General features: G+C 67.4%; 17 protein-coding genes and 1 pseudogene. 10 read left to right on the forward strand and 8 right to left on the reverse strand.

The genetic code is table 11. The annotated features are described in order from the left end of the window. Nucleotides 1–155: 155 nt before the first annotated feature. The 4 genes from V9L20_RS01900 to V9L20_RS01915 form a co-directional block, all read right to left on the reverse strand. Complete coding sequence (locus V9L20_RS01900) at nucleotides 156–1,331, reverse strand: ABC transporter substrate-binding protein (RefSeq protein WP_337295268.1); 1,176 nt, start codon at nucleotides 1,329–1,331, stop codon at nucleotides 156–158. A gap of 154 nt (nucleotides 1,332–1,485) precedes the next feature. Then, complete coding sequence (locus V9L20_RS01905) at nucleotides 1,486–2,472, reverse strand: PDR/VanB family oxidoreductase (protein ID WP_337295269.1); 987 nt, start codon at nucleotides 2,470–2,472, stop codon at nucleotides 1,486–1,488. A 42-nt stretch (nucleotides 2,473–2,514) separates the two neighbouring features. Continuing rightward, nucleotides 2,515–3,288 (reverse strand): GntR family transcriptional regulator, encoded by a 774-nt coding sequence (locus tag V9L20_RS01910; protein WP_337295270.1) that lies wholly within the window; start codon nucleotides 3,286–3,288, stop codon nucleotides 2,515–2,517. Next, nucleotides 3,285–4,391, reverse strand: a complete 1,107-nt coding sequence (locus V9L20_RS01915) for an aromatic ring-hydroxylating dioxygenase subunit alpha (protein ID WP_337295271.1) — start codon at nucleotides 4,389–4,391, stop codon at nucleotides 3,285–3,287. The genes V9L20_RS01910 and V9L20_RS01915 overlap by 4 nt, the downstream gene beginning before the upstream one ends. A gap of 145 nt (nucleotides 4,392–4,536) precedes the next feature. Here V9L20_RS01915 and V9L20_RS01920 point away from each other — a divergent pair, with 145 nt between their 5' ends. The 3 genes from V9L20_RS01920 to V9L20_RS01930 are packed head-to-tail and all read left to right on the forward strand — an operon-like array spanning nucleotide 4,537 to nucleotide 7,809. Further along, nucleotides 4,537–5,658 carry a 5-methyltetrahydropteroyltriglutamate--homocysteine S-methyltransferase gene (locus V9L20_RS01920; RefSeq protein ID WP_337295272.1) on the forward strand — a complete coding sequence of 374 codons (1,122 nt, stop codon included), beginning with the start codon at nucleotides 4,537–4,539 and terminating at the stop codon, nucleotides 5,656–5,658. A gap of 56 nt (nucleotides 5,659–5,714) precedes the next feature. Further along, nucleotides 5,715–6,389 (forward strand): glutathione S-transferase family protein, encoded by a 675-nt coding sequence (locus V9L20_RS01925; protein ID WP_337295273.1) that lies wholly within the window; start codon nucleotides 5,715–5,717, stop codon nucleotides 6,387–6,389. A 40-nt stretch (nucleotides 6,390–6,429) separates the two neighbouring features. Further along, complete coding sequence (locus V9L20_RS01930; protein ID WP_337295274.1) at nucleotides 6,430–7,809, forward strand: phospholipase D-like domain-containing protein; 1,380 nt, start codon at nucleotides 6,430–6,432, stop codon at nucleotides 7,807–7,809. On the opposite strand, the gene V9L20_RS01935 is transcribed toward V9L20_RS01930, so the two are convergent. Then, a complete protein-coding gene (locus V9L20_RS01935; protein ID WP_337295275.1) occupies nucleotides 7,787–8,509 on the reverse strand; it encodes a TetR/AcrR family transcriptional regulator in 723 nt (240 codons plus the stop codon). The genes V9L20_RS01930 and V9L20_RS01935 overlap by 23 nt on opposite strands. Before the next feature lie 97 nt (nucleotides 8,510–8,606). Here V9L20_RS01935 and V9L20_RS01940 point away from each other — a divergent pair, with 97 nt between their 5' ends. From V9L20_RS01940 to V9L20_RS01960, 5 genes are all read left to right on the forward strand, one after another. Continuing rightward, the gene (locus V9L20_RS01940) at nucleotides 8,607–9,617 is read left to right on the forward strand and encodes an HlyD family efflux transporter periplasmic adaptor subunit (RefSeq protein ID WP_337295276.1); all 1,011 of its coding nucleotides are present in this window, start codon (nucleotides 8,607–8,609) and stop codon (nucleotides 9,615–9,617) included. A gap of 165 nt (nucleotides 9,618–9,782) precedes the next feature. Next, a complete protein-coding gene (locus tag V9L20_RS01945; RefSeq protein ID WP_337295277.1) occupies nucleotides 9,783–11,591 on the forward strand; it encodes an ATP-binding cassette domain-containing protein in 1,809 nt (602 codons plus the stop codon). Further along, a complete protein-coding gene (locus V9L20_RS01950; protein ID WP_258505196.1) occupies nucleotides 11,588–12,724 on the forward strand; it encodes an ABC transporter permease in 1,137 nt (378 codons plus the stop codon). Before V9L20_RS01945 ends, V9L20_RS01950 begins: the two co-directional genes overlap by 4 nt. 13 nt (nucleotides 12,725–12,737) lie before the next feature. Further along, on the forward strand, nucleotides 12,738–13,856 hold the full coding sequence (locus V9L20_RS01955) for an ABC transporter permease (protein ID WP_337295278.1): 1,119 nt from the start codon (nucleotides 12,738–12,740) through the stop codon (nucleotides 13,854–13,856). A gap of 15 nt (nucleotides 13,857–13,871) precedes the next feature. Beyond that, the gene (locus V9L20_RS01960; RefSeq protein WP_337295279.1) at nucleotides 13,872–15,413 is read left to right on the forward strand and encodes an efflux transporter outer membrane subunit; all 1,542 of its coding nucleotides are present in this window, start codon (nucleotides 13,872–13,874) and stop codon (nucleotides 15,411–15,413) included. Here V9L20_RS01960 and V9L20_RS01965 read toward each other — a convergent pair. Next, nucleotides 15,410–16,462, reverse strand: coding sequence for an ROK family protein (locus V9L20_RS01965; protein WP_337295280.1), 1,053 nt, complete (start codon nucleotides 16,460–16,462; stop codon nucleotides 15,410–15,412). The two genes, V9L20_RS01960 and V9L20_RS01965, sit on opposite strands and share 4 nt — an antisense overlap. A gap of 113 nt (nucleotides 16,463–16,575) precedes the next feature. Between V9L20_RS01965 and V9L20_RS01970 the strand changes: the two genes are divergently transcribed. Continuing rightward, the gene (locus V9L20_RS01970) at nucleotides 16,576–18,129 is read left to right on the forward strand and encodes an ABC transporter permease/substrate-binding protein (protein ID WP_443098531.1); all 1,554 of its coding nucleotides are present in this window, start codon (nucleotides 16,576–16,578) and stop codon (nucleotides 18,127–18,129) included. Between the two features lie 49 nt (nucleotides 18,130–18,178). Here V9L20_RS01970 and V9L20_RS01975 read toward each other — a convergent pair. Continuing rightward, nucleotides 18,179–19,018, reverse strand: a pseudogene (locus tag V9L20_RS01975) (LysR family transcriptional regulator); the annotation flags it as partial. Nucleotides 19,019–19,091: 73 nt separating this feature from the next. Between V9L20_RS01975 and V9L20_RS01980 the strand changes: the two are divergent. Next, on the forward strand, nucleotides 19,092–20,330 hold the full coding sequence (locus V9L20_RS01980; protein WP_337295281.1) for an MFS transporter: 1,239 nt from the start codon (nucleotides 19,092–19,094) through the stop codon (nucleotides 20,328–20,330). Between the two features lie 21 nt (nucleotides 20,331–20,351). On the opposite strand, the gene V9L20_RS01985 is transcribed toward V9L20_RS01980, so the two are convergent. Next, nucleotides 20,352–21,788, reverse strand: a complete 1,437-nt coding sequence (locus V9L20_RS01985) for an aldehyde dehydrogenase family protein (RefSeq protein WP_337295282.1) — start codon at nucleotides 21,786–21,788, stop codon at nucleotides 20,352–20,354. Nucleotides 21,789–21,794: the final 6 nt, after the last annotated feature.

Below are 21,794 nucleotides of genomic sequence, written 5' to 3' on the forward strand. Positions count from 1 at the left end.
GCACGCTCTGGGTGTACTCCTGATCGACAACCGCTCTGAATCACGCACCCGTCGATGGGGTGCCTTGCGCAGCGAAATAAAGGAGGAGGGGCGCAGCCCCGGGGGACATTCGCGGAGCAAGGTACCCCGTCGGCGGGTGCGCGCCCTGAAGGCAATTACTTCGCCTTGCCCGGATCCTTCACACCCTTGATCACATCGAACTCGACGTTATAGAGCTGCCCGTCCTTCTTCTCGACCTTGCGCAGGTACACGTCCTGCACGATGTCGCGCGTCTGCGCATCGATGTAGACCGGACCGCGCGGGCTCTCGAAGATCTGGCCCTTCATGGCTGCGAGCAGTGCGTCGCCCCCGCCCTGCCCCTTGGTGGCCTTCAGCGCTTCGTAGATCACGCGCATGCCGTCATAGCCGCCCACGGCCATGAAGTTGGGGCGCATCTTCGGGTTGGCCTTCTGGAACGCTTCGACAAACTTCTTGTTGGTGGGCGAAGGATGCGCGGCCGAATAGTGGTGCGATGTGACCACGCCCAGCGCGCCGTCGCCCATGTCGTTGAGCTGGTCATCGTCGGTCACGTCTCCGGTGGCAATCATGCGGATGCCGGCCTTGTCCATGCCGCGTTCGAGAAACTGCTTCATCACCGCCGCGCCCGCGCCCGAGGGCACGAAGACGAACAGCGCATCGGGCTTGAGATCGCGCACCTTCTGCAGGAACGGAGCGAAGTCGGGGTTGCGCAGCGGCACGCGCAGCTTCTCGACCACCTTGCCGCCATTGAGCTGGAAGCGCTCGGTAAAGAACTTTTCTGCGTCGTTGCCCGGGCCGTAGTCGGCCACCAGCGTCACGACCGACTTCACGCCGTTCTTGGGTGCCCAGTCGCCCATGGCGACCGACACCTGCGGCAACGTGAAGCTGCTGCGCACGACGTAGGGCGAGGCTTCGGTAATGCTCGACGTGGCCGCGGCCATCACGACCTGCGGCGTCTTCGATTGGGTGGCCAGCGGGGCTGCGGCCAGCGCGGCCGGCGTGACGCCGAAGCCGGCGATCACGTTCACCTTGTCGTTCACGATGAGTTCCTGCGCCAGGCGCTTGGTCACGTCCGGCGTGGCCACGTCGTCCTTGACGATCAGCTCGATCTTCTTGCCCGCAACCGTGTCGCCGTTCTGCGCCATGTACAGCCGCGCCGCTGCTTCGATCTGCCGGCCGGTGGAGGCCTGCTGGCCCGTCATGGGCAGGATGAGGCCGATCTTGAACTTGTTGCTGTCTTGCGCGCTGGCAAGCGACATGGAAAGCGCGAGCGCCGTGAGGCCTGCGGTCTGGATGAGTTGTCGTCTTTGCATGAGATTTTCCTTGGAGAGACGGAATGCGAACCAGGGGCCATTTTTCAACACTTTGCAACATGCGGCGGAGCAGGCAATCACCTACTCCGCCCCCGAGCCGGGGCATTGTTGCGCGATGAATAAATGAACTGCGCGATGATCGCGCAGGGGGTTTTCAGCTGTCGGGCCGGTACGAAGAGTCGAGCGTGAGGGTGCCCACGGCACGCGACACGCAGGCGCAGATGCGAGTGGCCGCCTGCTTCTCGTGCTCGCTCAGGAATACGTCGCGGTGGTCGACCTCTCCGTCGACCGCAAGCACGTCCATGGCGCACAAGCCGCACTCACCACGCTTGCAATCCCACAGCGTTTCCACGCCGGCGGCGTCCAGTGCCTCAAGCAAGGTGCAATCGGCCGGCACGGTAATCGCCAGGTCGTGGCGCGGAATGCGCACCGTGAAAGCCTGCGTCGCAAGGCGCCCGCTGCTGCCGAAGGTTTCGAAGCGCAGGTCCGCCGGGGCGCGGCCCGCAGCCTGCCAGGCGCGCTTGACGGCTTCGAGCATGGGCACCGGCCCGCAGGTGTAGAGCTGGCCGCATTGCGGCAACGCGGCGATGGCCGCTGCAAAGTCGATGGGCGATGCGCCCTCATGTGCCGCAACGCCGTCGCCCAACGCTTGGCGCAACCGATCGAGATAAGCGAACTCTCCGGCATGACGCGCGCCATAGAGCATCTTCACGGGCACGCCGGTGCGCCGCGCATGCTCGCCCAGGCGCTCGGCCATCAGCACCAGCGGCGTAATGCCGATGCCGCCGGCCACCAGCAGGTAGCCCGGTGCGCTGGTGTCGAGCAAAAAGTGGTTCTGCGGCGCGCTCACCTGCAACCGGTCGCCCACGGCCAGGCGCCACATTGCGAGCGAGCCGCCGCGGCCGTCGTCGAGCCGCTTCACGGCAATGCGCCAGCACTGGCCGTCGCCTTCGCCCACCAGCGAGTAAGAGCGTGTCTGCAGCTTGCCCTGCGTCGTCATCACCTGCACCTGCAGGTGCGAACCGGGCTCGTAGGTGGTGGCAAAGCCCGGCTCCGGCCGCAGTTCGAACTCACGCACCGTGGGCGTAACGTCGCGCAGCGCAACGACCTGCGCCTGCATCCATTGAAGATCGCTTTTCATCGGGAACACCAACAGAAAAAAAAGAACAGGAAGGACGTTTGCTCAGCCACGCCGGCGAATCAATTGCACGCCGGGCAGTGCGCGCCGCTCGGCGCCAGGCGTGCCGTGCAGCGCCTCGCGCAGGTTGCGGCGCGCAATGCGGCTGTGCTCGCGCATCAGCGCCTCGGCGCGCGAGCCCTCGCCGGCCTCGATGGCGTCGAGCACCTGCAGGTGCTGGTCTTGCGCAATAACGAGCATGTCGCGCGCGGCGGGCGAATTGGCCTGCACGACGACAAAGCCCGAAGGTGACGCGAACGGCAGGTTGATCACGCGCTCGAGCTGCTGCGCAATGACCGGGCTTGCCGCCATTTCGCAGAGCAGCGCATGGAACTTTTCGTTGTGCGTGACGTAGCGCGAAAAAGCCGCATCGTCGAGCGCGGGTTCGCGCAGCAGTTCGTCGATGCGTGCCAGGCAGGCACGCGCCTCGCGCAGCACCACGGGCGCCGCGCCGCGCTCGGCCGCGAGCCGCGCCACCAGGCCTTCGAGCGTGCCGCGCAATTCGATGGCGTCGGCCACGTCGCGTTCGGAAAACGTGCGCACCGCGTAGCCGCCATTGGGCAGCGCCTCGAGCAGGCCTTCCTGCTCCAGCCGCATGAGCGCACTGCGCACCGGCGTGCGCGAGACGCCGAGCTGCTCGGAGATGGCCACTTCGGCAATGCGCGCGCCGCCGGGCAGTTCGCCGGCCAGGATCATTTCGCGCAGCCGCAGCTGCGCCTTCACGGCCTGCGAGCCGCCGCTGTCGCCGGGCTCGACGGGTGATACGGCTGCGACCTTCATGCGGCCTGCTTCTCGACAGGACGGATCGGAATCGCAGCGCGCGCGGGCTTTTCCTTCTCGATCATGCGGTCGATCAGGCGGCGCGCCCACATTGAGCCGGCGTCGATGTTCAGGTTGTAGAACTGGTGGTCCGGGCGCTCGTCCATCGCCTTCTGCTGCGCCTCGAGCACGATCTCGTCCTCGCGGAAGATGCTGGCCACGCCTTCGCGCAGCTCATGCGTAAGGCGCTGTTCTCCCAGGCAGTAGTTGCGCGCAAAGGCCCAGAAGTAGAGGCAGGTCTTGTCCGTCTCGGGCGTGATGGTGTTCAGCACATAGCCGTTCACGCCCTTGCTGCGGTCGCCGGGGTTGCCGTCCTTCGGCACCGCACCGCTGCCCGCCTCGGCCACGCCCACGTCGATGTTCACGGTGCATGGCCCCTCGAAGCGGATGATCTGCCAGCGGTCGACCTTGCCGGTGTAGCCGCGCGCATGGCGAATCTGCCCGCCCCAGAACGGCGGCGCGTCGATGCTTTCCATCCAGCGCGTGACGGTGGCCGAACGGTCGCCGTGCGTGGCAACGAAGGGCGCCTCGGCCACTTCGCGGTTGCCGATGGAAGAGCCGTGCACGAAGGTCTCGTGTGTCAGGTCCATGAGGTTGTCGACCACCAGGCGGTAGTCGCAGGCCACGCGAATCATCTTGCCGTCGCCGGCCCAGGCCGGGTCGTCGTTCCAGTGCATGTCGGGCACCAGCGCCGGGTCGGCCTTGGCCGGATCGCCGGGCCAGATCCAGACGAAGCGGTGCTTCTCCACCACCGGAAAGCTGCGCACGCAGGCCGAGGGATTGAGCGTTTCCTGGCTGGGCATGTGGGTGCAGCGGCCCTGGCTGTTGTAGACCAGGCCGTGGTAGCCGCACACCACCTCGTCGCCTTCGAGCTTGCCGAGCGACAGCGGCATCAACCGGTGCCAGCAGGCATCTTCGAGTGCGGCGACCTGGCCGTCGGTGCGGCGGAACAGCACCAGTTTTTCATTGCAGATGGTGCGCGGCAGCAGCGCGTGACGCACTTCGACGTCGTAGGCGGCGGCATACCAGGCGTTCAGCGGGAAAGTGGGCTTTGGCGTCTTCATGAATACTCAATGTATACAGAAATCAGAAAAAAGCCACTGGAAATCGCTGAATTCAGGGTAATTACTGAGATCGATGTATACAGACGAGCGAATTTCTAAGGCGATACGATGCTCGATTCGTTTACAGCCACGACGGAGATATTCAATGTCCCAGCACGCCGCCCTGCCCGCCCGCTATGACCACGTCGGCAGTTTTCTGCGTCCCAAATACCTGCTCGAAGCGCGCGAGCAGAACGCCAAGGGCGAGATCACGCCCGAGCAGCTGCGCAAGGTCGAAGACAAGGCCATCACCGAGATCGTCCGGTTCCAGGAAGACATCGGCCTGAAGAGCATTACCGACGGCGAGTTCCGCCGCACGTACTTCCACATCGACTTTCTCGACCAGCTCGGCGGCGTGAAGACCGACATCCCGGTCACCATCCGCAAGCCCGACGGCACCGAGGAACTGGCGCCGCCCGCAATGCGCGTGATCGACAAGGTGCGCCACGTCAAGGACATACAGCTGGCCGACTTCCAGTACCTCAAGAGTCAGGTGTCCGCGGGCCGCACGCCGAAGGTGACCATTCCCTCGCCCACCATGCTGCACTTCCGCGGCGGCCGCGCCGGCATCAGCAAGGACGCGTATCCAGAGCTCGACCCGGTGTTCTACGACGACGTGGCCAAGGCCTATGGCGACGAACTGCGCTCGCTGGCCGCGGCCGGCTGTACCTACGTGCAGATGGACGACACCAACCTGGCCTACCTGTGCGACGAGCACATGCGCGAAGCGGCCCGCAAGCGCGGCGACGACCCGAACGAGCTGCCGCACCGCTACGCCGCCTTCATCAACAAGGTGGTGGCGCAGAAGCCGCCGGGCATGCTGCTGGCCATGCACCTGTGCCGCGGCAACTTCAAGAGCACGCACGCCGCGGCGGGCAACTACGAGCCCGTGGCCGAGGCGCTGCTGAAGGAGATGGACCTGGACGCCTACTTCATGGAATACGACGACGCGCGTTCGGGCGACTTCAAGCCGCTGCGCTACCTGCCCAAGGGCAAGACCGTGGTGCTGGGCCTCGTGACCACCAAGTTCGGCGAGATGGAAGACAAGGACGAGCTCAAGCGCCGCATCGAAGAGGCCGCCAAGTACGCGCCGCTCGAGCAGCTCGCGCTGTCGCCGCAGTGCGGCTTCTCGAGCACGGTGCACGGCAACAACATTGCGGTGGAAGCGCAACGCAACAAGCTGCGCCTGGTGGTCGAGACGGCGCAAGAGGTGTGGGGCTCGACCTGAAATAACGCGGCCCCCTCGGCGGGGGTCCGAGCGCCTCTTCTGGTCAAATTGGCAACATGACGACCATCTACTCAGGCCCCCTCAGCATGTTCGGCGCGAAGGTGCAGATCGCCGCGCTCGAAAAAGGCATCGACTTCGAACTGGTGATGGTGCCCTTCACCAAGGACGACGCCTACGAGCCCAAGCATCCCGAGGTGCTGCGCGTGAACCCCGTCAAGCAGCAGGTGCCGGTGCTCATCGACGACCAGGTCGAGTTGTTCGACTCGACCCAGATCTTCGAATACCTCGAAGACCGCTACCCGGGCCCCGCGCACCTCGCGCTGTGGCCCCAGGGCATTGCCGACCGGGCCCGCGCGCGGCAACTGGAGCAGAAGTCCGACGAGGTCTTCTTCCCCAACGTGATCAGGCTCTTCGGCCTGCAGCACGACATGCAAAGCGCCCCGGCCGTTGCGGCCTGCGCCGCCTGCGCGCGCTTCTACGGCGAGATGGAAGGCCTGCTGGCCACGCGCGAGTACCTTGCCGGCCCCTATTCCTTTGCCGACATCGCCTTCTACATGGCCTGCATCTTTGCCGATCGCAAGGGTGCCCGCATGACCGAGGCCACGCCGCGGCTCGTGGCCTGGCGCAGCCGCATGGGCGAACGGCCTGCGGTGCGGACGGTGGTCGAGCCGATGATGCGCTTTCTCGCCTCGGAGGGGCGCGACGTGGCCTCGTTTTTGATGCCCGGCTGATCGCTGGCGGCGCCACCCGGTCCTCAGGCATCATTGCCGCATGCCGAACACGAGCTTCGACTGGCTGCCCTCACCCTCACAGCATTTTCTTGTCGTCACCTTCGCGCTGCTGGTCTACATACTGACCACCCGCGCGCGCCGCGAACAGCGTGCGCCCACCACCGCCATTGCCTGGGTCATGGGGCTGGTGCTCATGCCCTACCTGATCCTGCCGGCCTACCTGCTGTTCGGCCAGCGCAAGCTGCGCCCGGCGGGCTCGCCGCGGCCGCCGCGCTCGGTGCCCCCTGGGCACTGGGCGGCCGACCTGATCGAGAGCTTCGGCCTAGCGCCGCCGGGGCGCTGCGCGATCCGCCTGCATGCCGACGGCGAGGCCGCGCGCGAGGCGCTGTGGCAGGTGATCGACGGCGCGCGCGAGCGCATCGACGTGTGCACCTTCATCATCGGCGACGACGCCATGGGCCGCGCCGTCATCGAGCGGCTGGCGCGGCGCGCGCGCGAAGGCATCAAGGTGCGCGTGCTGCTCGACGGCTTCGGCGCGCTGACCCTGCCGCGCCGCCACTTCGAAGTGCTGCGTTCGGCGGGCGGCGAGGTCGCGGTGTTCCGCCCCTTCTTCAGCCTGCGCCGCATCGGGCCGCGCAACCTGCGCAACCACCGCAAGTTCACCATTGCCGACGACAGCTGGCTGTGGTCGGGCGGGCGCAACCTGGCGGGCGAATACTTCACTGGCAGCGAGACATACCCCCAGGCCTGGCACGATCTTTCGTTCGACCTGCGCGGCAGCGTGGCTGCGGCGGCGGCCCGGCAGTTCGACCATGACTGGAGCTCGGTGCGCGGCCGCAAGGCGCGCGCCATCACGGCCGACGACGTGCAGGAAGGCCCGGGCTGCGCCATGGCGCAGTTCCTGCCGAGCGGCCCCGACCAGACCGAGGACACCGCCCACGCGCTGCTGATCGATGCCTGCTTTCGGGCCGAGCACCGCGTGCTTGCCATCACGCCCTACTTCGTTCCCGGCGACGGCCTGCGCGATGCGTTGCGGCTGGCCGCCCGGCGCGGCGTGCAGGTCACCATCGCGATGCCCGCGCAGTCGAACCACCGACTGGCCGACTTCGTGCGCGCACGCGCCATGCGCGACCTGGCCCGCGCGGGCGTGAGCTTTCGCATGCTGCCCTTCATGGCGCATGCAAAGGCGGTGGTGGTCGACAACGAACTGGCCATGTGCGGATCGATCAACCTCGACCTGCGCAGCCTGCTGCTCAACCACGAGGCGGCCGTGGTGTTCTACGGCCTGCATGAAATCGACTGGCTGGCCGAGTGGATCGAAACCACGGCTTCGGCCGGCGAGCCCTATCGCGCGCGGCGACCGGGCCTCTTGCGCGACGTGGCCGAAGGGCTGCTGCTTACCGTCGCTTTCCAGCTGTAACAGCGGTGGGCGCCCCGGCCTTGGCCTCCTTCGCGACGGCATCGAGACCGGCGAAGACATAGCGCATCAGGTCGTCCGCCAAGCCCTCGGTGTTCTTCAGGGCCGGCAGCACCTCGTTGCGCAGGTCCTTGGGGGCCACCGTCATCACGATGCACGGCAGCACCACGAAGAGCATGGCCCGCTGCACCGAGGGATGCTCGTCGGGCAGGCCCATGATGCCGCCGATCAGCCCGCGGATCAGCTTGGCCTTGGGCAGCACCGCCTGGCGCACCATCACCGGCAGCGCCGGTGAAGGCGACAGCGCCTCGCGCAGCACCACGCGAAACCCCCACGGTGCCTTGGGCTGGCTGCCCATCTCCATCAGGTGCGTGAGAAAGGTGCGCAGCTTGAGCCGGGGGTCGGCCTGCACGCTGGCCAGGCTGACCAGCTCGTCCATGCTCACGAGTTGGCGGTGCGCCTCGATGAGCACGGCCTCGTACAGGCCGTCCCTGCTGCCGAAGTGGTAATTGACCGCCGCCATGTTGGTGCCGGCGCGGGTGCAGATTTCCTTGCTGGTGCTTTCGGCGAAGCCGCGTTCCGCGAACAGCTGGCCTGCCGTCTCGAGGATGTGCAGTCGGGTGGCGTTGCCGTCGGTGCGGGGGGTGCGCGCGGCAGTGGAGCGTGGAGCGGGAGAACGGGTGCTTAAAGAGCGGGAAGCCATGGCCCTAGGTTAAACGAATTGAAAAAATACTTCAAATTCAAATTTCAATTTGATAATATGCGGCCACTCCAAGTCTGGAACCCGGCAGGAACCGCTCATGAACAAGAAACCTCTCATCGCCGTTGCCCTCGTGGCGCTCGCTGCCGCGGCGGGCGGCTGGTGGTACGTCCATCGCTCGGCCCCGCCGTCCGACACGCTCGTGCTGTATGGCAATGTCGATGTGCGCCAGGTCTCGCTGGCCTTCAACGCCAACGAGCGCGTGGCGGAACTCGCGGTGCGCGAAGGCGACCGTGTGCGCGCCGGGCAGTTGCTCGGCAAGCTCGACACCCGCTCGCTCGCGCTGCGCGTGGCGCAGTCGCAGGCGCGCATCGGCGTGCAGGAGCAGGCGCTGCTGCGCCTGAAGACCGGCAGCCGCCCCGAAGAACTGGCGCAGGCCGGCGCCCAGGTGGCCGCCGCGCAGGCCGATGCTGACCTGGCGCAGCAGCAGCTCGCGCGGCTGCAGGCCATCGGCCAGACCACGGCCGGACGCGCCGTGAGCCAGCAGGACCTCGACAGCGCGCAGGCCCGCCGCAAGGTGGCGCTGGCGCAACTGGACAACGCGCGCAAGGCGCAGCAGCTCGCCATTGCCGGCCCGCGCAAGGAAGACATCGCGCAAGCGCAGGCCCAGCTCGAATCGGCTCGCGCCGACCTCGCGCTCATGAACCACCAGCTGGCCGAAGCCGAGCTCAAGTCGCCCATCGATGCGGTGGTGCGCGCCCGCCTGCTCGAACCCGGCGACATGGCCTCGCCGCAGCGCCCCGTCTTCACGCTGGCCATCGCCGATCCCAAGTGGGTGCGGGCCTATGTGGCCGAACCCGACCTCGGCCGCGTGCGCCCCGGCCAGGAGGCCAGCGTAACCACCGACAGCCATCCCGACCGGCCGGTGGCGGGGAAGGTGGGCTACATCTCGTCGGTGGCCGAGTTCACGCCCAAGACGGTGCAGACCGAAGAGCTGCGCAGCAGCCTTGTGTATGAAATACGCGTGATGGTCGACGACAAGGAAGACCGGCTGCGGCTCGGCATGCCGGCGACCGTGCGGCTGCAGCTTTCGTCGAACGGCAAGCCATGATGATGGGCCTCATCGACCGGCGTTGCGCATTGCTCCCTCCCCTTCCGGGGGAGGGCCGGGGTGGGGGCAAGCGGCGTGTCCATCGGGCGCTCTGCCCTGCCGCCGTCCCAACCTTCCCCCGGGGGGAGGGGAAGGAGCAAGACCGCATGCCCGGAGGGACGTTGAATGCTGCGCGCTGAGCCGGCCATCAGCGGACGCTCGCTGCACAAGCGCTTCACGGTCAAGGCGTCGAAGACAGCCGTGCACGCGCTCGACGGCGTATCGCTCGAAATCCCCGCCGGCACGCTCACCGCGCTGGTCGGGCCCGACGGCGCGGGCAAGACGACGCTGCTGCGGCTCATGGCCGGCCTGATGCGCGCCGACGAAGGCGAACTGCGCGTGCTGGGCATCGATGTATCCGCCGACCCGCAAGCGGTGCAGGACCGCATCAGCTACATGCCCCAGCGCTTCGGCCTCTACGAAGACCTGAGCGTGCAGGAGAACCTGGACCTCTACGCCGACTTGCACGGCGTGCCGTCCGCGCAGCGGCGCGAACGCTATGCGCGGCTGATGGAAATGACGGACCTCGGCCGCTTTACCGACCGCCCCGCGGGCAAGCTCTCGGGCGGCATGAAGCAGAAGCTCGGCCTGGCCTGCACGCTGGTGCGCTCGCCCGACCTGCTGCTGCTGGACGAGCCCACCGTCGGCGTCGATCCGCTCTCGCGGCGCGAGCTCTGGCAGATCGTTCAGCAGCTGGTCGATGAAGAGCAGCTTTCCGTCATCGTGAGCACCGCGTACCTCGACGAGGCCGAGCGCTGCAGCCATGTGTTCGTGCTGCGCGAAGGCCAGCTCGTCGCAGAAGGCACGCCGGCCGAGATCCGCGACCGCGCCGAAGGCCTGTGCTTCGTCGCCACGCCGCCGCCGGGCGAGGCACCGCGCCTGATGCAGGCCCGCCTGCTCGATGCGCAGCAAGACATCGTCGATGCCGTGCCGCACGGCGGTGAGGTGCGCTTCATCCGCCGGTCCGGCACCGGCGACGCCGCGCTTGCGGCGCTGCTGGCCGGCGCCCGTGCCGAGCCGGTGCCGCCCCGGCTTGAAGACGGCTTCATGACGCTGCTGCGCACGCAGCAGGCGCCCGCTGCAGTAGCGCAGCCAGCGGTGGCCGATAGCCTTGCTCCGGCCGCGGGCGAGCCCGGCGAAGTGGTCATCGAAGTGAAAGACCTGGTGCGCCGCTTCGGCGACTTCGTGGCCGTGGCAAGCACCAGCTTCTCCGTGCGGCGCGGCGAAATCTTCGGTCTGCTCGGGCCCAACGGCGCGGGCAAGACCACCACCTTTCGCATGCTCTGCGGCCTGCTGCCCGCAAGCGGCGGCCAGCTGCGCGTGGCCGGTGTCGACCTGCGCCATGCGCGCGCGCAGGCCCGGCAGCGCATCGGCTACGTGTCGCAGAAATTCGCGCTCTACGGCAACCTTACCGTCCGCGAGAACCTTTCGTTCTTCGGCGGCGCCTACGGCCTGCGCGGACAGAAGCTGCAGGCGCGCATGGACACCGTGCTGCGCCAGTTCGACCTGGAGCGCGAACTCGACGCGCCCAGCGGACAGCTGCCCGGCGGCTACAAGCAGCGCCTTGCCATGGCAACGGGCCTGCTGCACGAACCCGAGATTCTCTTTCTGGACGAACCCACCAGCGGCGCCGACCCGCTCGCGCGCCGCGAGTTCTGGCGCCGCATCACGGCCCTGGCCGAAGGCGGCACCACCGTCGTCATCACGACCCACTTCATGGAAGAGGCGGAATACTGCGACCGCATCGTGATCCAGGACACGGGCAAGGTGCTGGCCATCGGCACCCCGCTGGAGGTGCGCGCGCAGGCGATGGACGGCGAGCAAAGCGAACAGCGCATCGACATGGAACAGGCGTTCATCGGCATCGTCGAGAAAGCGCGTCGGCAAGAGCGCCAGAAAAAAGGCGAGAAGGAAAGCGAGAAGGTGGCGGCATGAGCGGCTTCTGGACCCGGCTGATTTCGCTCACGCGCAAGGAGTTTCGCCAACTGCTGCGCGACCGCAGCAACCTGGCCATCGGCATCCTGCTGCCGATGGTGCTGATCCTGATCTTCGGCTACGGCATGTCGCTCGACGTGAAGAACGCACCGGTGGGCGTGGTGCTCGAGGACGCCTCGCCCACGGCGCATGAAGCCATTGCCGGCCTGCAGCTTTCGCCCACCATCGCGCCCGTGCTGCTCGGCTCCATGCACGACGCCGAGGCATTGATGCGCGAGCGCAAGATCGACGGCATCGTGCGCGTGCCGGCCGACTTTTCGCGCTCGCTGGCCGCGGGCAACGCGCGCGTGCAGCTCATCGTGCACGGCGCGGACGCGGGGCGCGCGACCATCATCCTGGCCTATGTGAGCGGCGCTCTCGCGCAAACGGCCGTGCGGCAGGCCGACCGCGGCGGGCGCACCACCGGCGCAGACGCCCCCGTCATCGGCCGCGTAACCGTCGAGCAGCGCATGTGGTTCAACACCGCGAACACCAGCACCTGGTACCTGGTGCCTGGCCTCATCGTGCTCATCATGACGCTGGTCGGCGCATTTCTCACTGCCCTGGTGATGGCGCGCGAATGGGAGCGCGGCACGCTCGAGGCGCTGTTCGTCACGCCGGTGCGGCCGGTGGAAATACTGGTGGCCAAGATCATTCCGTACTTTGCAGTGGGCATGCTGGGCCTGGCGCTGTGCCTGCTGGCCGCGCGCTTCCTGTTCGCGGTGCCCATGGTCGGCTCGCTGTTCGCGGTGGTGCTCAGCTCGATGCTCTACCTGATCGTGGCGGTGAGCCTGGGCCTCGTGATCTCGTCCGTCACGCGCAACCAGTTTCTTGCAAGCCAGGTAGCGCTGATCGCGACCTTCATGCCTTCGATGATGCTGTCGGGCTTTTTGTTTGACCTGCGCAATGTGCCCGCGGTGGTGCGCGCCATCGGGCATGTGCTGCCGGCCACCTACTTCATGGACCTGATCAAGACGCTGTTTCTCGCGGGCGACGTCTGGCCGCTGATCTGGCGCAACTGCGCAATCCTCGTGGCCTATGCGGTCGGGCTGCTGCTGCTTGCCCGCGCTGTCACGCGCAAGAGCCTCGACTGAAGGAAGGCGCCCCATGACCGATTTTCTGCTGCGCATCGCCAACCTCTGCCGCAAGGAGCTGCTCGCGATCCTCAAGGATCCGGCAAGCCGCGTGATCCTGTTCGTTCCGGCCATCATGCAAAGCCTCATCTTCGGGTACGGCGCCACGTACGACCTTTCGAACGTGCCCTATGCGCTGCTCGACCAGAGCCGCACGGGTGCCTCGACGGAGCTGATTGCGCACCTGGACAGCACCGGCGTTTTTCATCGCGTGGCCACGCTGCGCACGCAGGCCGATATCCGCGAGGTGATCGACACCGAAAAGGCGCTGATGGTGATCCAGATCGCACCCGACTTCGAGCAGCGGCTGAGCGCCGGCCAGCCCGCGGCCATCCAGCTGATATTGGATGCGCGCAACTCGAACACCGCGGGTTCGGCGGCCGGCTATGTGGGCTCGGTGGTCGAGCGCTACAACGCCGAGTTGCGCACGCGTGCCGGCGCGCGAATGGCCCCGCTCACCATCGAATCGCGCGCTTGGTTCAACCCGAACCTCGAGACGCGGTGGAACCTGCTGCCCGGCCTGATCGCCGCGCTCAGCATGCTGCAGACGCTGCTGCTCACCGCGCTTTCGGTGGCACGCGAGCGTGAGCAAGGCACCTTCGACCAGCTGCTGGTCACGCCGATGTCGCCCCTCGAAATCATGATCGGCAAGGCGCTGCCGCCGGTGCTGGTCGGCCTTGCGCAGTCGACGCTCATTCTGCTGGTGGCGCTGTTCTGGTTCGGCATTCCGATGGCGGGCTCGCTGGCCACGCTCTATACCGGGCTGGTCTTCTTCACCGTGGCCAGCGTGGGCATCGGCTTGTCGATCTCGGCGGTGTCGGCCAACATGCAGCAGGCCATGCTCTACACCTTCGTGCTGCTGATGCCGATGATGCTGCTGTCGGGCCTGACCACGCCGGTGCGCAACATGCCGCACGTGCTGCAGGTGATCACCATGGCCAACCCGCTGCGCTTTGCAATCGACCTGGTGCAGCGCGTGTACCTGGAGGGCGTGGGCCTCGCCACCGTGTGGCACAACCTGATTCCGCTTTCGATCATCGCCCTTGTCACGCTGCCGCTGGCAGCCTGGCTGTTTCGCCATCGCCTGGCCTGAACCCGGGAGCCTTGCATGTCCGCACCACGAACCCTCTTCTTTTCTTTCTCCTGTTCCGCGATCGCGCTTCTTCTTGCGGGGTGCGCCGTGGGGCCCGACCACCGGCCCGCGCAGGCGCAGGCGCCGGCGGATTGGTCCGCATGGCACGGCGGCTCGCCAGCGCTCCTCGGTGCCGAGCGGAATGCAGCGCCCACGGCCGTTGCGTCCGGCGACTGGAAAGCCTTCAATGATCCGCTGCTCGACCGCCTGCAGGCGCTTGCGCTCGCGGCCAACCACGACCTGCAGACCGCCGCCCTGCGCTTCGCGCAAAGCCGCGTGCAGCGCACGGCGGCGGCCGCGCAGCAGGGCCCCCAACTCAATGCCAGCGGCGGTGTCAACCGACAGCGGCAAAGCGAGACCGGTGCCGCCACGCGGATGATCGACGCACTGGGCTCGTCGGTGTCCAACCGCGACCAGTTGATTCGCACGCTCAGCGAGCCCTACAACCTCTACCAGGCGGGCTTCGATGCGTCGTGGGAAATCGACCTGTGGGGCCGCGTGCGCCGCAGCATCGAAGCCGCCGATGCGGACACGGGCGCATCGGCGGCGCTGCTGCGCCAGGTGCAGCTGAGCGTGCAGGCCGAGGTGGCACGCAACTACTTCGAACTGCGCGGTGCACAGCGCGAGTTGCGCCTGGCGCGCGCCGACATCGAAGCCGCCGCCGAATCGCTCGAACTGGTGCAGGCGCGTGCGAATGGCGGCCTGGTCACCGACCTGGATCCGACGCGGCAGCGCACGCAACTGGCCGAACTGAAGGCGCGCGTTCCGGCGCTGCTGCAGCAGGAGGCGCAGGCGATGAACCAGATCACGCTGCTGACCGGCGCCATGCCCGGTACGCTGAACGCCGAGCTTGCGGCGCCGGAGGCCGGCCGCGCAAGCGACATGCCCGAGGCACCGCCGCTGCCCGAGCTCGCCCTCGGCCTGCCTTCCGACCTGGCGCGCCGCCGGCCCGACATTGCCGCGGCGGAGGCGCAGCTGCATGCCGCCACCGCGCGCATCGGCGTGGCCGTGGCGGACCTCTACCCGCGCGTGACACTGGGAGCAGGCTTCGGCTTCGAATCGGTGGGCAGCGAACGTTTCGGCGAATGGGGCAGCCGGCAGTGGCACCTCGGCCCGTCGATCAGCCTGCCCATCTTCGACAACGGCCGGCGCCGGAGCACAGTCACGCTGCGCGAACTGCAGCAGCAGGAGGCGGCCGTGGCCTTTCAGCAGACCGTGCTCAAGGCGTGGCACGAGATCGATTCCGCGCTGAATGCCTATGCCGCCGAACGCCAGCGCCACGCCGAGCTGGCCGAGCGCGAGCGCCACAGCCGCGACGCGCTCACGCTGGCCCATGCGCGCTATGCCAACGGGCTCACGGATTTCGGCGTCGAGCTCGACGCCCGCCGCACGCTGCTGCAGGCACGGCGCGACCAGGCGCAAAGCACGAGTCGGTTGGCGGTGGGGCTGGTGGCCGTGTACAAGGCCCTCGGCGGCAATGTTCCGCCCACTTCGAGTGCACCGGGCGCACCGGGCTAGAAGGTATTGGTGAAGCTCGCGTTGCCAAGGCCGGTGCCGATGGTCAGCACGCCCCAGTGGCACACATCCCGCATGAAAGGCAGTTCGCTCAAGCCCTGCACCACTGCGTCGTTGTGCATCAGGATGAGCGTGGGGCCGGAGCCGATCATCGGCATGCGCCGCCACAGCGCGCTGGGCAGGTGGAACGCGCGGCTCTGCCAATCCCCCGGCAGGTTCTGCGTTCCGCGCTCGATCGAACCGTCCTTGCGGATGAGGCCGGGGCACGCAATGCCGATGAAGGGCGCGAGGCGGATGTCCTTGCGCTCGCAATAGCGAACCATGTCTTCGAGCATGAGCGCGATGCGCTCGACCATGTCGGTGCGGTTCGGCCCGTCGTCCGCATGGCGCCACTTCTCCCGCTTCACCACCTTGGCGAGCGAGAGGTCCGAGGCCTTGCTCTGGCGCGTCTTCACGATGCCGCAGCGCACGTTGGTGCCGCCGATGTCCACCGCCAGGATGGCGTCGTGCTTCTTCAGCATGGCGCGCGGAGTCAGGTGCACCCAGCCGATCAGGCCGCCATCGTCCACATCGTGCGACAGCCGGCCGAGCTGAACGTGCACGCCCATGTCTTCAAGAATGGCTGCCGTCTGCAGAATGGCGCGCTCGCCCACGTCGCTTTCGATGAAGCCGCCGCCCACCACGATGCGCTCGACCTTCTTCCATGAAGGCTGCCGGGTGAAGCGCTGGATCACGAAGGCCAGCTCCTCGGCAAATTCCTCGATGGCACCGTGCATCAGGTCGCCGGCGGCCGAGGTCTTCTGCAGCATGCGGTCGAGCTGCTTCTTGCTGAGGTCGCGCGAGTGTTCCTTGCCGAGCGGGTCGGTGCCGGCCTTGCGGCGGCGCTTGCGCCAGCGCTCGAGCAGTTCCCTGAACGCGGTCTGGCTGGCCTGATCGCCCACAAAGCCGTCCTTGTCGCGCAGCTGCAGGCTGTAGCCCTCCACCCGCAGCCCCGGGAGTTCGCGCAGGCCGTGAACGTCAGGGCCGGGCAGGAGATGGGTTTTCTTGTTCATGGCAGCCAATATGGATGAGTCCGCTTCTACAAAGCATCGGTTGCCCGCACCAAGGTTTGTAGGAGATTGGCGGGTGCACCCGACGGCCCTCGATCTCTATACACTGGCCCCCGATGCACCTGCCCCACCGCATCCTGCGCACCACCTGGCTCTTGTTCGTCATGGCCTGGCTCGGCGCCACCGCATCGGCGCAGCCGGCCGACGGCACGCTGCGCGTCGGCTCCAAGCGCTTCACGGAGTCGTACATCCTTGCCGAGCTGCTGGCGCAGACGGCGGCGCCGCACACCGCATCGCCGCCCGTGGTGCGCCAGGGCCTTGGCAACACCGCCATCGTCTACGAGGCGCTGCGTTCGGGTGCCATCGATGTGTACGCCGAATACACCGGCACCATTGCTTTGGAAATCCTGAAGGGCTCGCCGGCCGACACGCGCGAAGCCATGAATGCCGCGCTGGCACCGCTGGGCCTGGGCGTGGCCGTTCCGCTGGGCTTCAACGACGGCTATGCGCTCGCGGTGCGCGCGGCCGATGCCGAACGGCTGGGCCTGCGCACGCTGAGCGACCTGGCGCGCCACCCCGAGCTCAAGCTCGGCCTGTCGAACGAGTTCATCGGCCGCGCCGACGGCTGGAAGGGCCTTGCCGCGCGCTACGGCTTCACCCAGACGCCGACCGGACTCGACCACGGCCTGGCCTACGAAGCCGTGGCCGCGAAGCAGATCGATGCGATCGACATCTACACCACCGATGCCAAGATCGACCACCTCGGCCTGCGCGTGCTCGAAGACGACAAGAAGTACTTTCCGCGCTACGACGCCGTGCTGCTCTATCGCCTCGACCTGCCCACGCGGCTGCCCAAGGCGTGGGCCGCGCTGCAGGCGCTCGAAGGCCGCATCGACGAGCGCGCGATGATCGCGATGAATGCGCGCGCCGAGCTGCAGAGCGTGCCCTTCGATGCGATTGCGCGCGACTTCCTGGCCGGCACGGGCACCGGCGGCAAGGCCCAGGCAAGCGAAGCCAAGCGCGGCTTCACCGCCAAGCTGTTCGGGCCCGACCTCTGGCAGCTCACGAGGCAGCACCTGGTGCTGGTGGCAGTCTCGGTGGGCGTGGCGATCCTGATCGGCGTGCCGCTCGCGATCCTGGTGTTTTCGCATGTGCGGCTGCGCGCGGCGGTGCTCGGTATTGCGAGCATCTTGCAGACCGTGCCGTCGCTCGCATTGCTCGCGGTGCTCATTTCACTGCTCGGCGCCATCGGTGCATTGCCGGCGTTGATTGCGCTCACGCTCTATTCGTTGCTGCCGATCATGCGCAACACGGTAACGGGCCTTGCCGAAGTGCCGAACGGCCTGCGCATGGCGGGCACCGCGCTTGGCATGACGCCGCCGCAGAGTCTGCGGCTGGTGCTGCTGCCGCTTGCATTGCCGACGCTGCTGGCGGGCATTCGAACAGCCACGGCCATTTCCATCGGCACGGCGACCATTGCGGCGTTCATCGGCGCGGGCGGCTTCGGCGAGCGCATCGTGACCGGTCTCGCGCTCAACGACCGCGAGCTGCTCTTGGCCGGGGCGCTGCCGGCCGCGGCGCTGGCACTGCTGAGCGAGGGGATTTTCGAGCTCGTGGAAATGCTGATGCGCCGCCGCCGCCGGGCGCCGCCGCTTTCGCTTCCGCCATGAGGCATTCGCGCAGCAGCGCGGCGCCTGCGCCCTGTGTCTTGTCGGCACGGTGGCAAAAGTGGCACTGCTGGCTGGTTGCGCCTTCAGGACCGATGCGGCTTACCGGCAATTGCACCAGCGTTCTGGCGGCCAGGTCGTCCGCCACGAGCCATGAGGGCATCTTTCCCCACCCCAGGCCGGCGCGCAGCAGCGCAAGCTTGGCGTACATGTCGGTCACGCGCCAGGTCGAAGGCGAAAGCACGTCGATGTCGTAGCCCCGGCTGAGCGTGCTCGGGTCTTCCACCACGATCTGCACGTGCTCCGCCGCGGCGGTGTCCAGGCCTTTGGCGCCGCGTTGCCGCGCATGGACGGCCAGCGCATGGGAAGGCGCCGCAACCGCCAGCGTATGCAGCACCATCAGGAACTCGCGGCTGATTTTTTCTTCGGCATGGCCGAAGGCCGCAATGGCCAGATCGCACCGGCCCGAACTCAATGCATCGATGGTGCCGCCCATCGAGCTGTATTCCACGCGGATGGCGATGCTCGGGTAGACCGCATGCATGCCGCGCAGCGCGCTGGCCAGGAGATCGGGCGGAAAAAGCGTGTCGACCGCTATCGCCAGGCCCAGCTCGATGCCTTGCTCGACCCCCTGCGCACGCGAGCGCAGCGCCTCGACCTTCGACAGGATGACCCTCACGTCGCCAAGCAGCGCCTTGCCCGTGGGCGTGAGCACCGGCTTGTGGCCCGAGCGATCGAAGAGCCGCACCTGCAGCTGCTCTTCAAGATTTGCAATGGCATGGCTCACGGCCGACTGCACGCGGTCCAGCCGCGCGGCGCCCGCGCGAAAGCTCCCGGCGTCGGCCACGGCGACGAACATCTGCATCTGACTCAGCGTGAGGATGTCCAGCATGATCTTCTCAATCGATTGACTTGGCCGATATTATTCGCTTTCATTGATCATGCATTCGCCGCAAAGTGGCGGCATGCAGAAGCAATTCGAAATGGCCGGCGCCTCGCCCGCCGCCCTCCCCCTCTCGTCTTCTTCAACGCACTGGCGCGGCGTGGCGCTGGTGGTGGCCGCCGGTGTGGTGGCCTCTCTCCAGGTCGGCAAGGTCGCCATTGCGGTGCCGCAGCTGCGCGCCGATTTCGGGCTCGACCTCTCAATGGTCGGCTGGCTGATGGCGATGTTCTCGCTGCTGGGCGTGGCCGGCGCCGTGCCGGTCGGCGCCTGGGTCGCACGCGCCGGCGACAGGCGCCTGGTGCTCGCCGGGCTGCTGGCCATTGCCGCCGGCAGCACGGCGGGCGCGTTGGCAAACGGCATGGCCATGCTGCTGGCCGGCCGCGTTGTCGAGGGCTTGGGCTTCGTGCTGATCACCATTGCCGGACCGTCGGTGCTGCAACGCATGGTCTCGCCCGGCGGCAAGGACCTGGCCTTTGCAATCTGGAGCTGCTTCATGCCCGCCGGCATTGCGATTGCGCTCTTCAGCGGCTCGCTGCTCGACGGTTGGCGCGGCTTCTGGCTGGGCAATGCCGCGCTTGCGGCCCTGCTCGCGCTGTTGCTGCTGCTTGGCGTTTCGCGTGGTGCCGCCAGTGCCGCGCCGGTGTCATGGCACAGCATGGCGCGCGATGCGGCCGCCACCGCCAAGGCCGGCGCGCCGGCGCTGATTGCGGCCTCGTTCGTGATCTACAGCCTGCAGTTCTTCGCGCTCTTCAGCTTTCTGCCGGTGCTGCTGATCGAGCGCATGGGCGTAGGCATGGCGGCGGCAGGGTCGCTGAGCGCGGTGGCCTGCTGCGTCAATGTGGCGGGCAATCTTGCAGCCGGCGTGCTGCTGAAACGCGGCGTGGCGCGCTGGCTGCTGGCGGCTGTGGCCAGCGCGTTGATGGGGCTCTCGGCCATCGGCATCTTCCTGCCGGTGCTCGGTGCGGTGCCGGCGTTCTTGCTGTGCCTGGCTTTTTCGGGCGCGGGCGGCCTGCTCCCTGCAACGCTGATCGGCACCTCTCCCATCGTGTCACCGAATGCGCGGCTGGTACCCATGTCGATGGGCTTGCTCATGCTGGGCAGCAATCTGGGCCAGATGATCGGCCCCGTGATCGTCGGTGGTGCGGTGGATTCGATGGGCTGGGCGGCGGCGGCCGTCATCGTCGCACTGGCGGGCGCGAGCGGTGTGCTGCTTGCACTGGGGCTGCGGCGCTCCATGGCGCGCAGCGGCCACCCGCTTTGAAGGCGGGTGGCCGGGAGAGCATCAAGCCAGCGTGTAGGCCGTCTTCACCGTGGTGAAGAACTCCTGCGCGTACTTGCCCTGCTCGCGCGGGCCGTAGCTCGAGCCCTTGCGGCCGCCGAACGGCACGTGGTAGTCCACGCCCGCGGTGGGCAGGTTCACCATCACCATGCCGGCCTGGCTGTGGCGCTTGAAGTGCGTGGCGTACTTCAGGCTCGTGGTCGCAATGCCTGCAGAAAGGCCAAACTCCGTGTCGTTGGCCGTGGCCAGCGCTTCTTCGTAGTTCTTGACGCGGATCACGCTCGCCACCGGGCCGAAGATTTCTTCCTTGTTGATGCGCATGGCGGCCGCCGTTTCGCTGAACAGCGTGGGCGACATGTAGTAGCCGTCGGTCTCCAGCTTGAGCAGCTCGCCGCCGGCGGCCAGCGTGGCGCCTTCGCCCTTGCCGATGGCCACGTATTCCATGTCCTGGTCGAGCTGCGACTTGGACGAGACGGGGCCGATGTCGGTGCCCTGCGCCAGCGCATCGCCCACCTTGATCTTGGCCATGCGGGCCTTCATCGCCTCGATGAACTTGGGGTAGATGCCTTCGGTGACGATCAGGCGGCTGGAAGCCGTGCAACGCTGGCCGGTGGAATAGAAGGCGCTTTGCACACTCAGCTCCACGGCCTGGGCCAGGTCGGCGTCGTCCAGGATGACTTGCGGGTTCTTGCCGCCCATCTCCAGCTGCACCTTCTTGTGGTTGGTCACGCACTGGATGGCGATGTTGCGGCCCACGCCCACCGAGCCGGTGAAGCTGATGGCATGGATGCCCGGGTGGTTGACGAGCGCGTTGCCGATGACGCTGCCGCGGCCCATCACCAGGTTGAACACGCCCGCGGGAATGCCAGAGCGGTGGATGATTTCGGACAGGGCCCAGGCACTGCCGGGCACCAGGTCGGCGGGCTTCAGCACCACGCAGTTGCCGAAAGCCAGGGCCGGGGCGATCTTCCAGGCCGGAATGGCGATGGGGAAGTTCCAGGGGGTGATGAGGCCGACCACGCCGACGGGCTCGCGCGTGATTTCCACGCCGATGTTGGGGCGCACCGAGGGCAGCACCTCGCCCGACAGGCGCAGGCATTCGCCGGCGAAGAACTTGAAGATCTGGCCGGCACGGGTGGCTTCGCCGATGCCTTCGGCCTTGGTCTTGCCCTCTTCACGGGCGAGCAGCGTGCCGAGCTCTTCCTTGCGCGCGAGGATTTCGGTGCCGATCTTGTCCAGCGCGTCGGAGCGTGCCTGCACGCTCCCGGTGGCCCAGGCGGGGAAAGCGGCGGTGGCTGCGGCCACGGCGGCTTCCACGTGCGAGGCATCGCCCTGGGTGTACTGGCCCAGCACGTCGGCCAGGTTGCTGGGGTTCACGTTCGGGCTGTAGCTGCTGCCCGCGCGCCATTCGCCGCCGATCAGGTTGTCGAAGTTTTGCATGTGTTT

Source organism: Variovorax sp. CCNWLW225 (assembly GCF_037204045.1).
GTDB lineage: Bacteria > Pseudomonadota > Gammaproteobacteria > Burkholderiales > Burkholderiaceae_C > Variovorax.

Coding starts and splice junctions, on each gene's coding strand:
- V9L20_RS01900 (WP_337295268.1), bottom strand. CDS start 1,331: ATGCAAAGACGACAACTCATCCAGACCGCAGGCCTCACGGCGCTCGCG.
- V9L20_RS01905 (WP_337295269.1), bottom strand. CDS start 2,472: ATGAAAAGCGATCTTCAATGGATGCAGGCGCAGGTCGTTGCGCTGCGC.
- V9L20_RS01910 (WP_337295270.1), bottom strand. CDS start 3,288: ATGAAGGTCGCAGCCGTATCACCCGTCGAGCCCGGCGACAGCGGCGGC.
- V9L20_RS01915 (WP_337295271.1), bottom strand. CDS start 4,391: ATGAAGACGCCAAAGCCCACTTTCCCGCTGAACGCCTGGTATGCCGCC.
- V9L20_RS01920 (WP_337295272.1), top strand. CDS start 4,537: ATGTCCCAGCACGCCGCCCTGCCCGCCCGCTATGACCACGTCGGCAGT.
- V9L20_RS01925 (WP_337295273.1), top strand. CDS start 5,715: ATGACGACCATCTACTCAGGCCCCCTCAGCATGTTCGGCGCGAAGGTG.
- V9L20_RS01930 (WP_337295274.1), top strand. CDS start 6,430: ATGCCGAACACGAGCTTCGACTGGCTGCCCTCACCCTCACAGCATTTT.
- V9L20_RS01935 (WP_337295275.1), bottom strand. CDS start 8,509: ATGGCTTCCCGCTCTTTAAGCACCCGTTCTCCCGCTCCACGCTCCACT.
- V9L20_RS01940 (WP_337295276.1), top strand. CDS start 8,607: ATGAACAAGAAACCTCTCATCGCCGTTGCCCTCGTGGCGCTCGCTGCC.
- V9L20_RS01945 (WP_337295277.1), top strand. CDS start 9,783: ATGCTGCGCGCTGAGCCGGCCATCAGCGGACGCTCGCTGCACAAGCGC.
- V9L20_RS01950 (WP_258505196.1), top strand. CDS start 11,588: ATGAGCGGCTTCTGGACCCGGCTGATTTCGCTCACGCGCAAGGAGTTT.
- V9L20_RS01955 (WP_337295278.1), top strand. CDS start 12,738: ATGACCGATTTTCTGCTGCGCATCGCCAACCTCTGCCGCAAGGAGCTG.
- V9L20_RS01960 (WP_337295279.1), top strand. CDS start 13,872: ATGTCCGCACCACGAACCCTCTTCTTTTCTTTCTCCTGTTCCGCGATC.
- V9L20_RS01965 (WP_337295280.1), bottom strand. CDS start 16,462: ATGAACAAGAAAACCCATCTCCTGCCCGGCCCTGACGTTCACGGCCTG.
- V9L20_RS01970 (WP_443098531.1), top strand. CDS start 16,576: ATGCACCTGCCCCACCGCATCCTGCGCACCACCTGGCTCTTGTTCGTC.
- V9L20_RS01980 (WP_337295281.1), top strand. CDS start 19,092: ATGCAGAAGCAATTCGAAATGGCCGGCGCCTCGCCCGCCGCCCTCCCC.
- V9L20_RS01985 (WP_337295282.1), bottom strand. CDS start 21,788: ATGCAAAACTTCGACAACCTGATCGGCGGCGAATGGCGCGCGGGCAGC.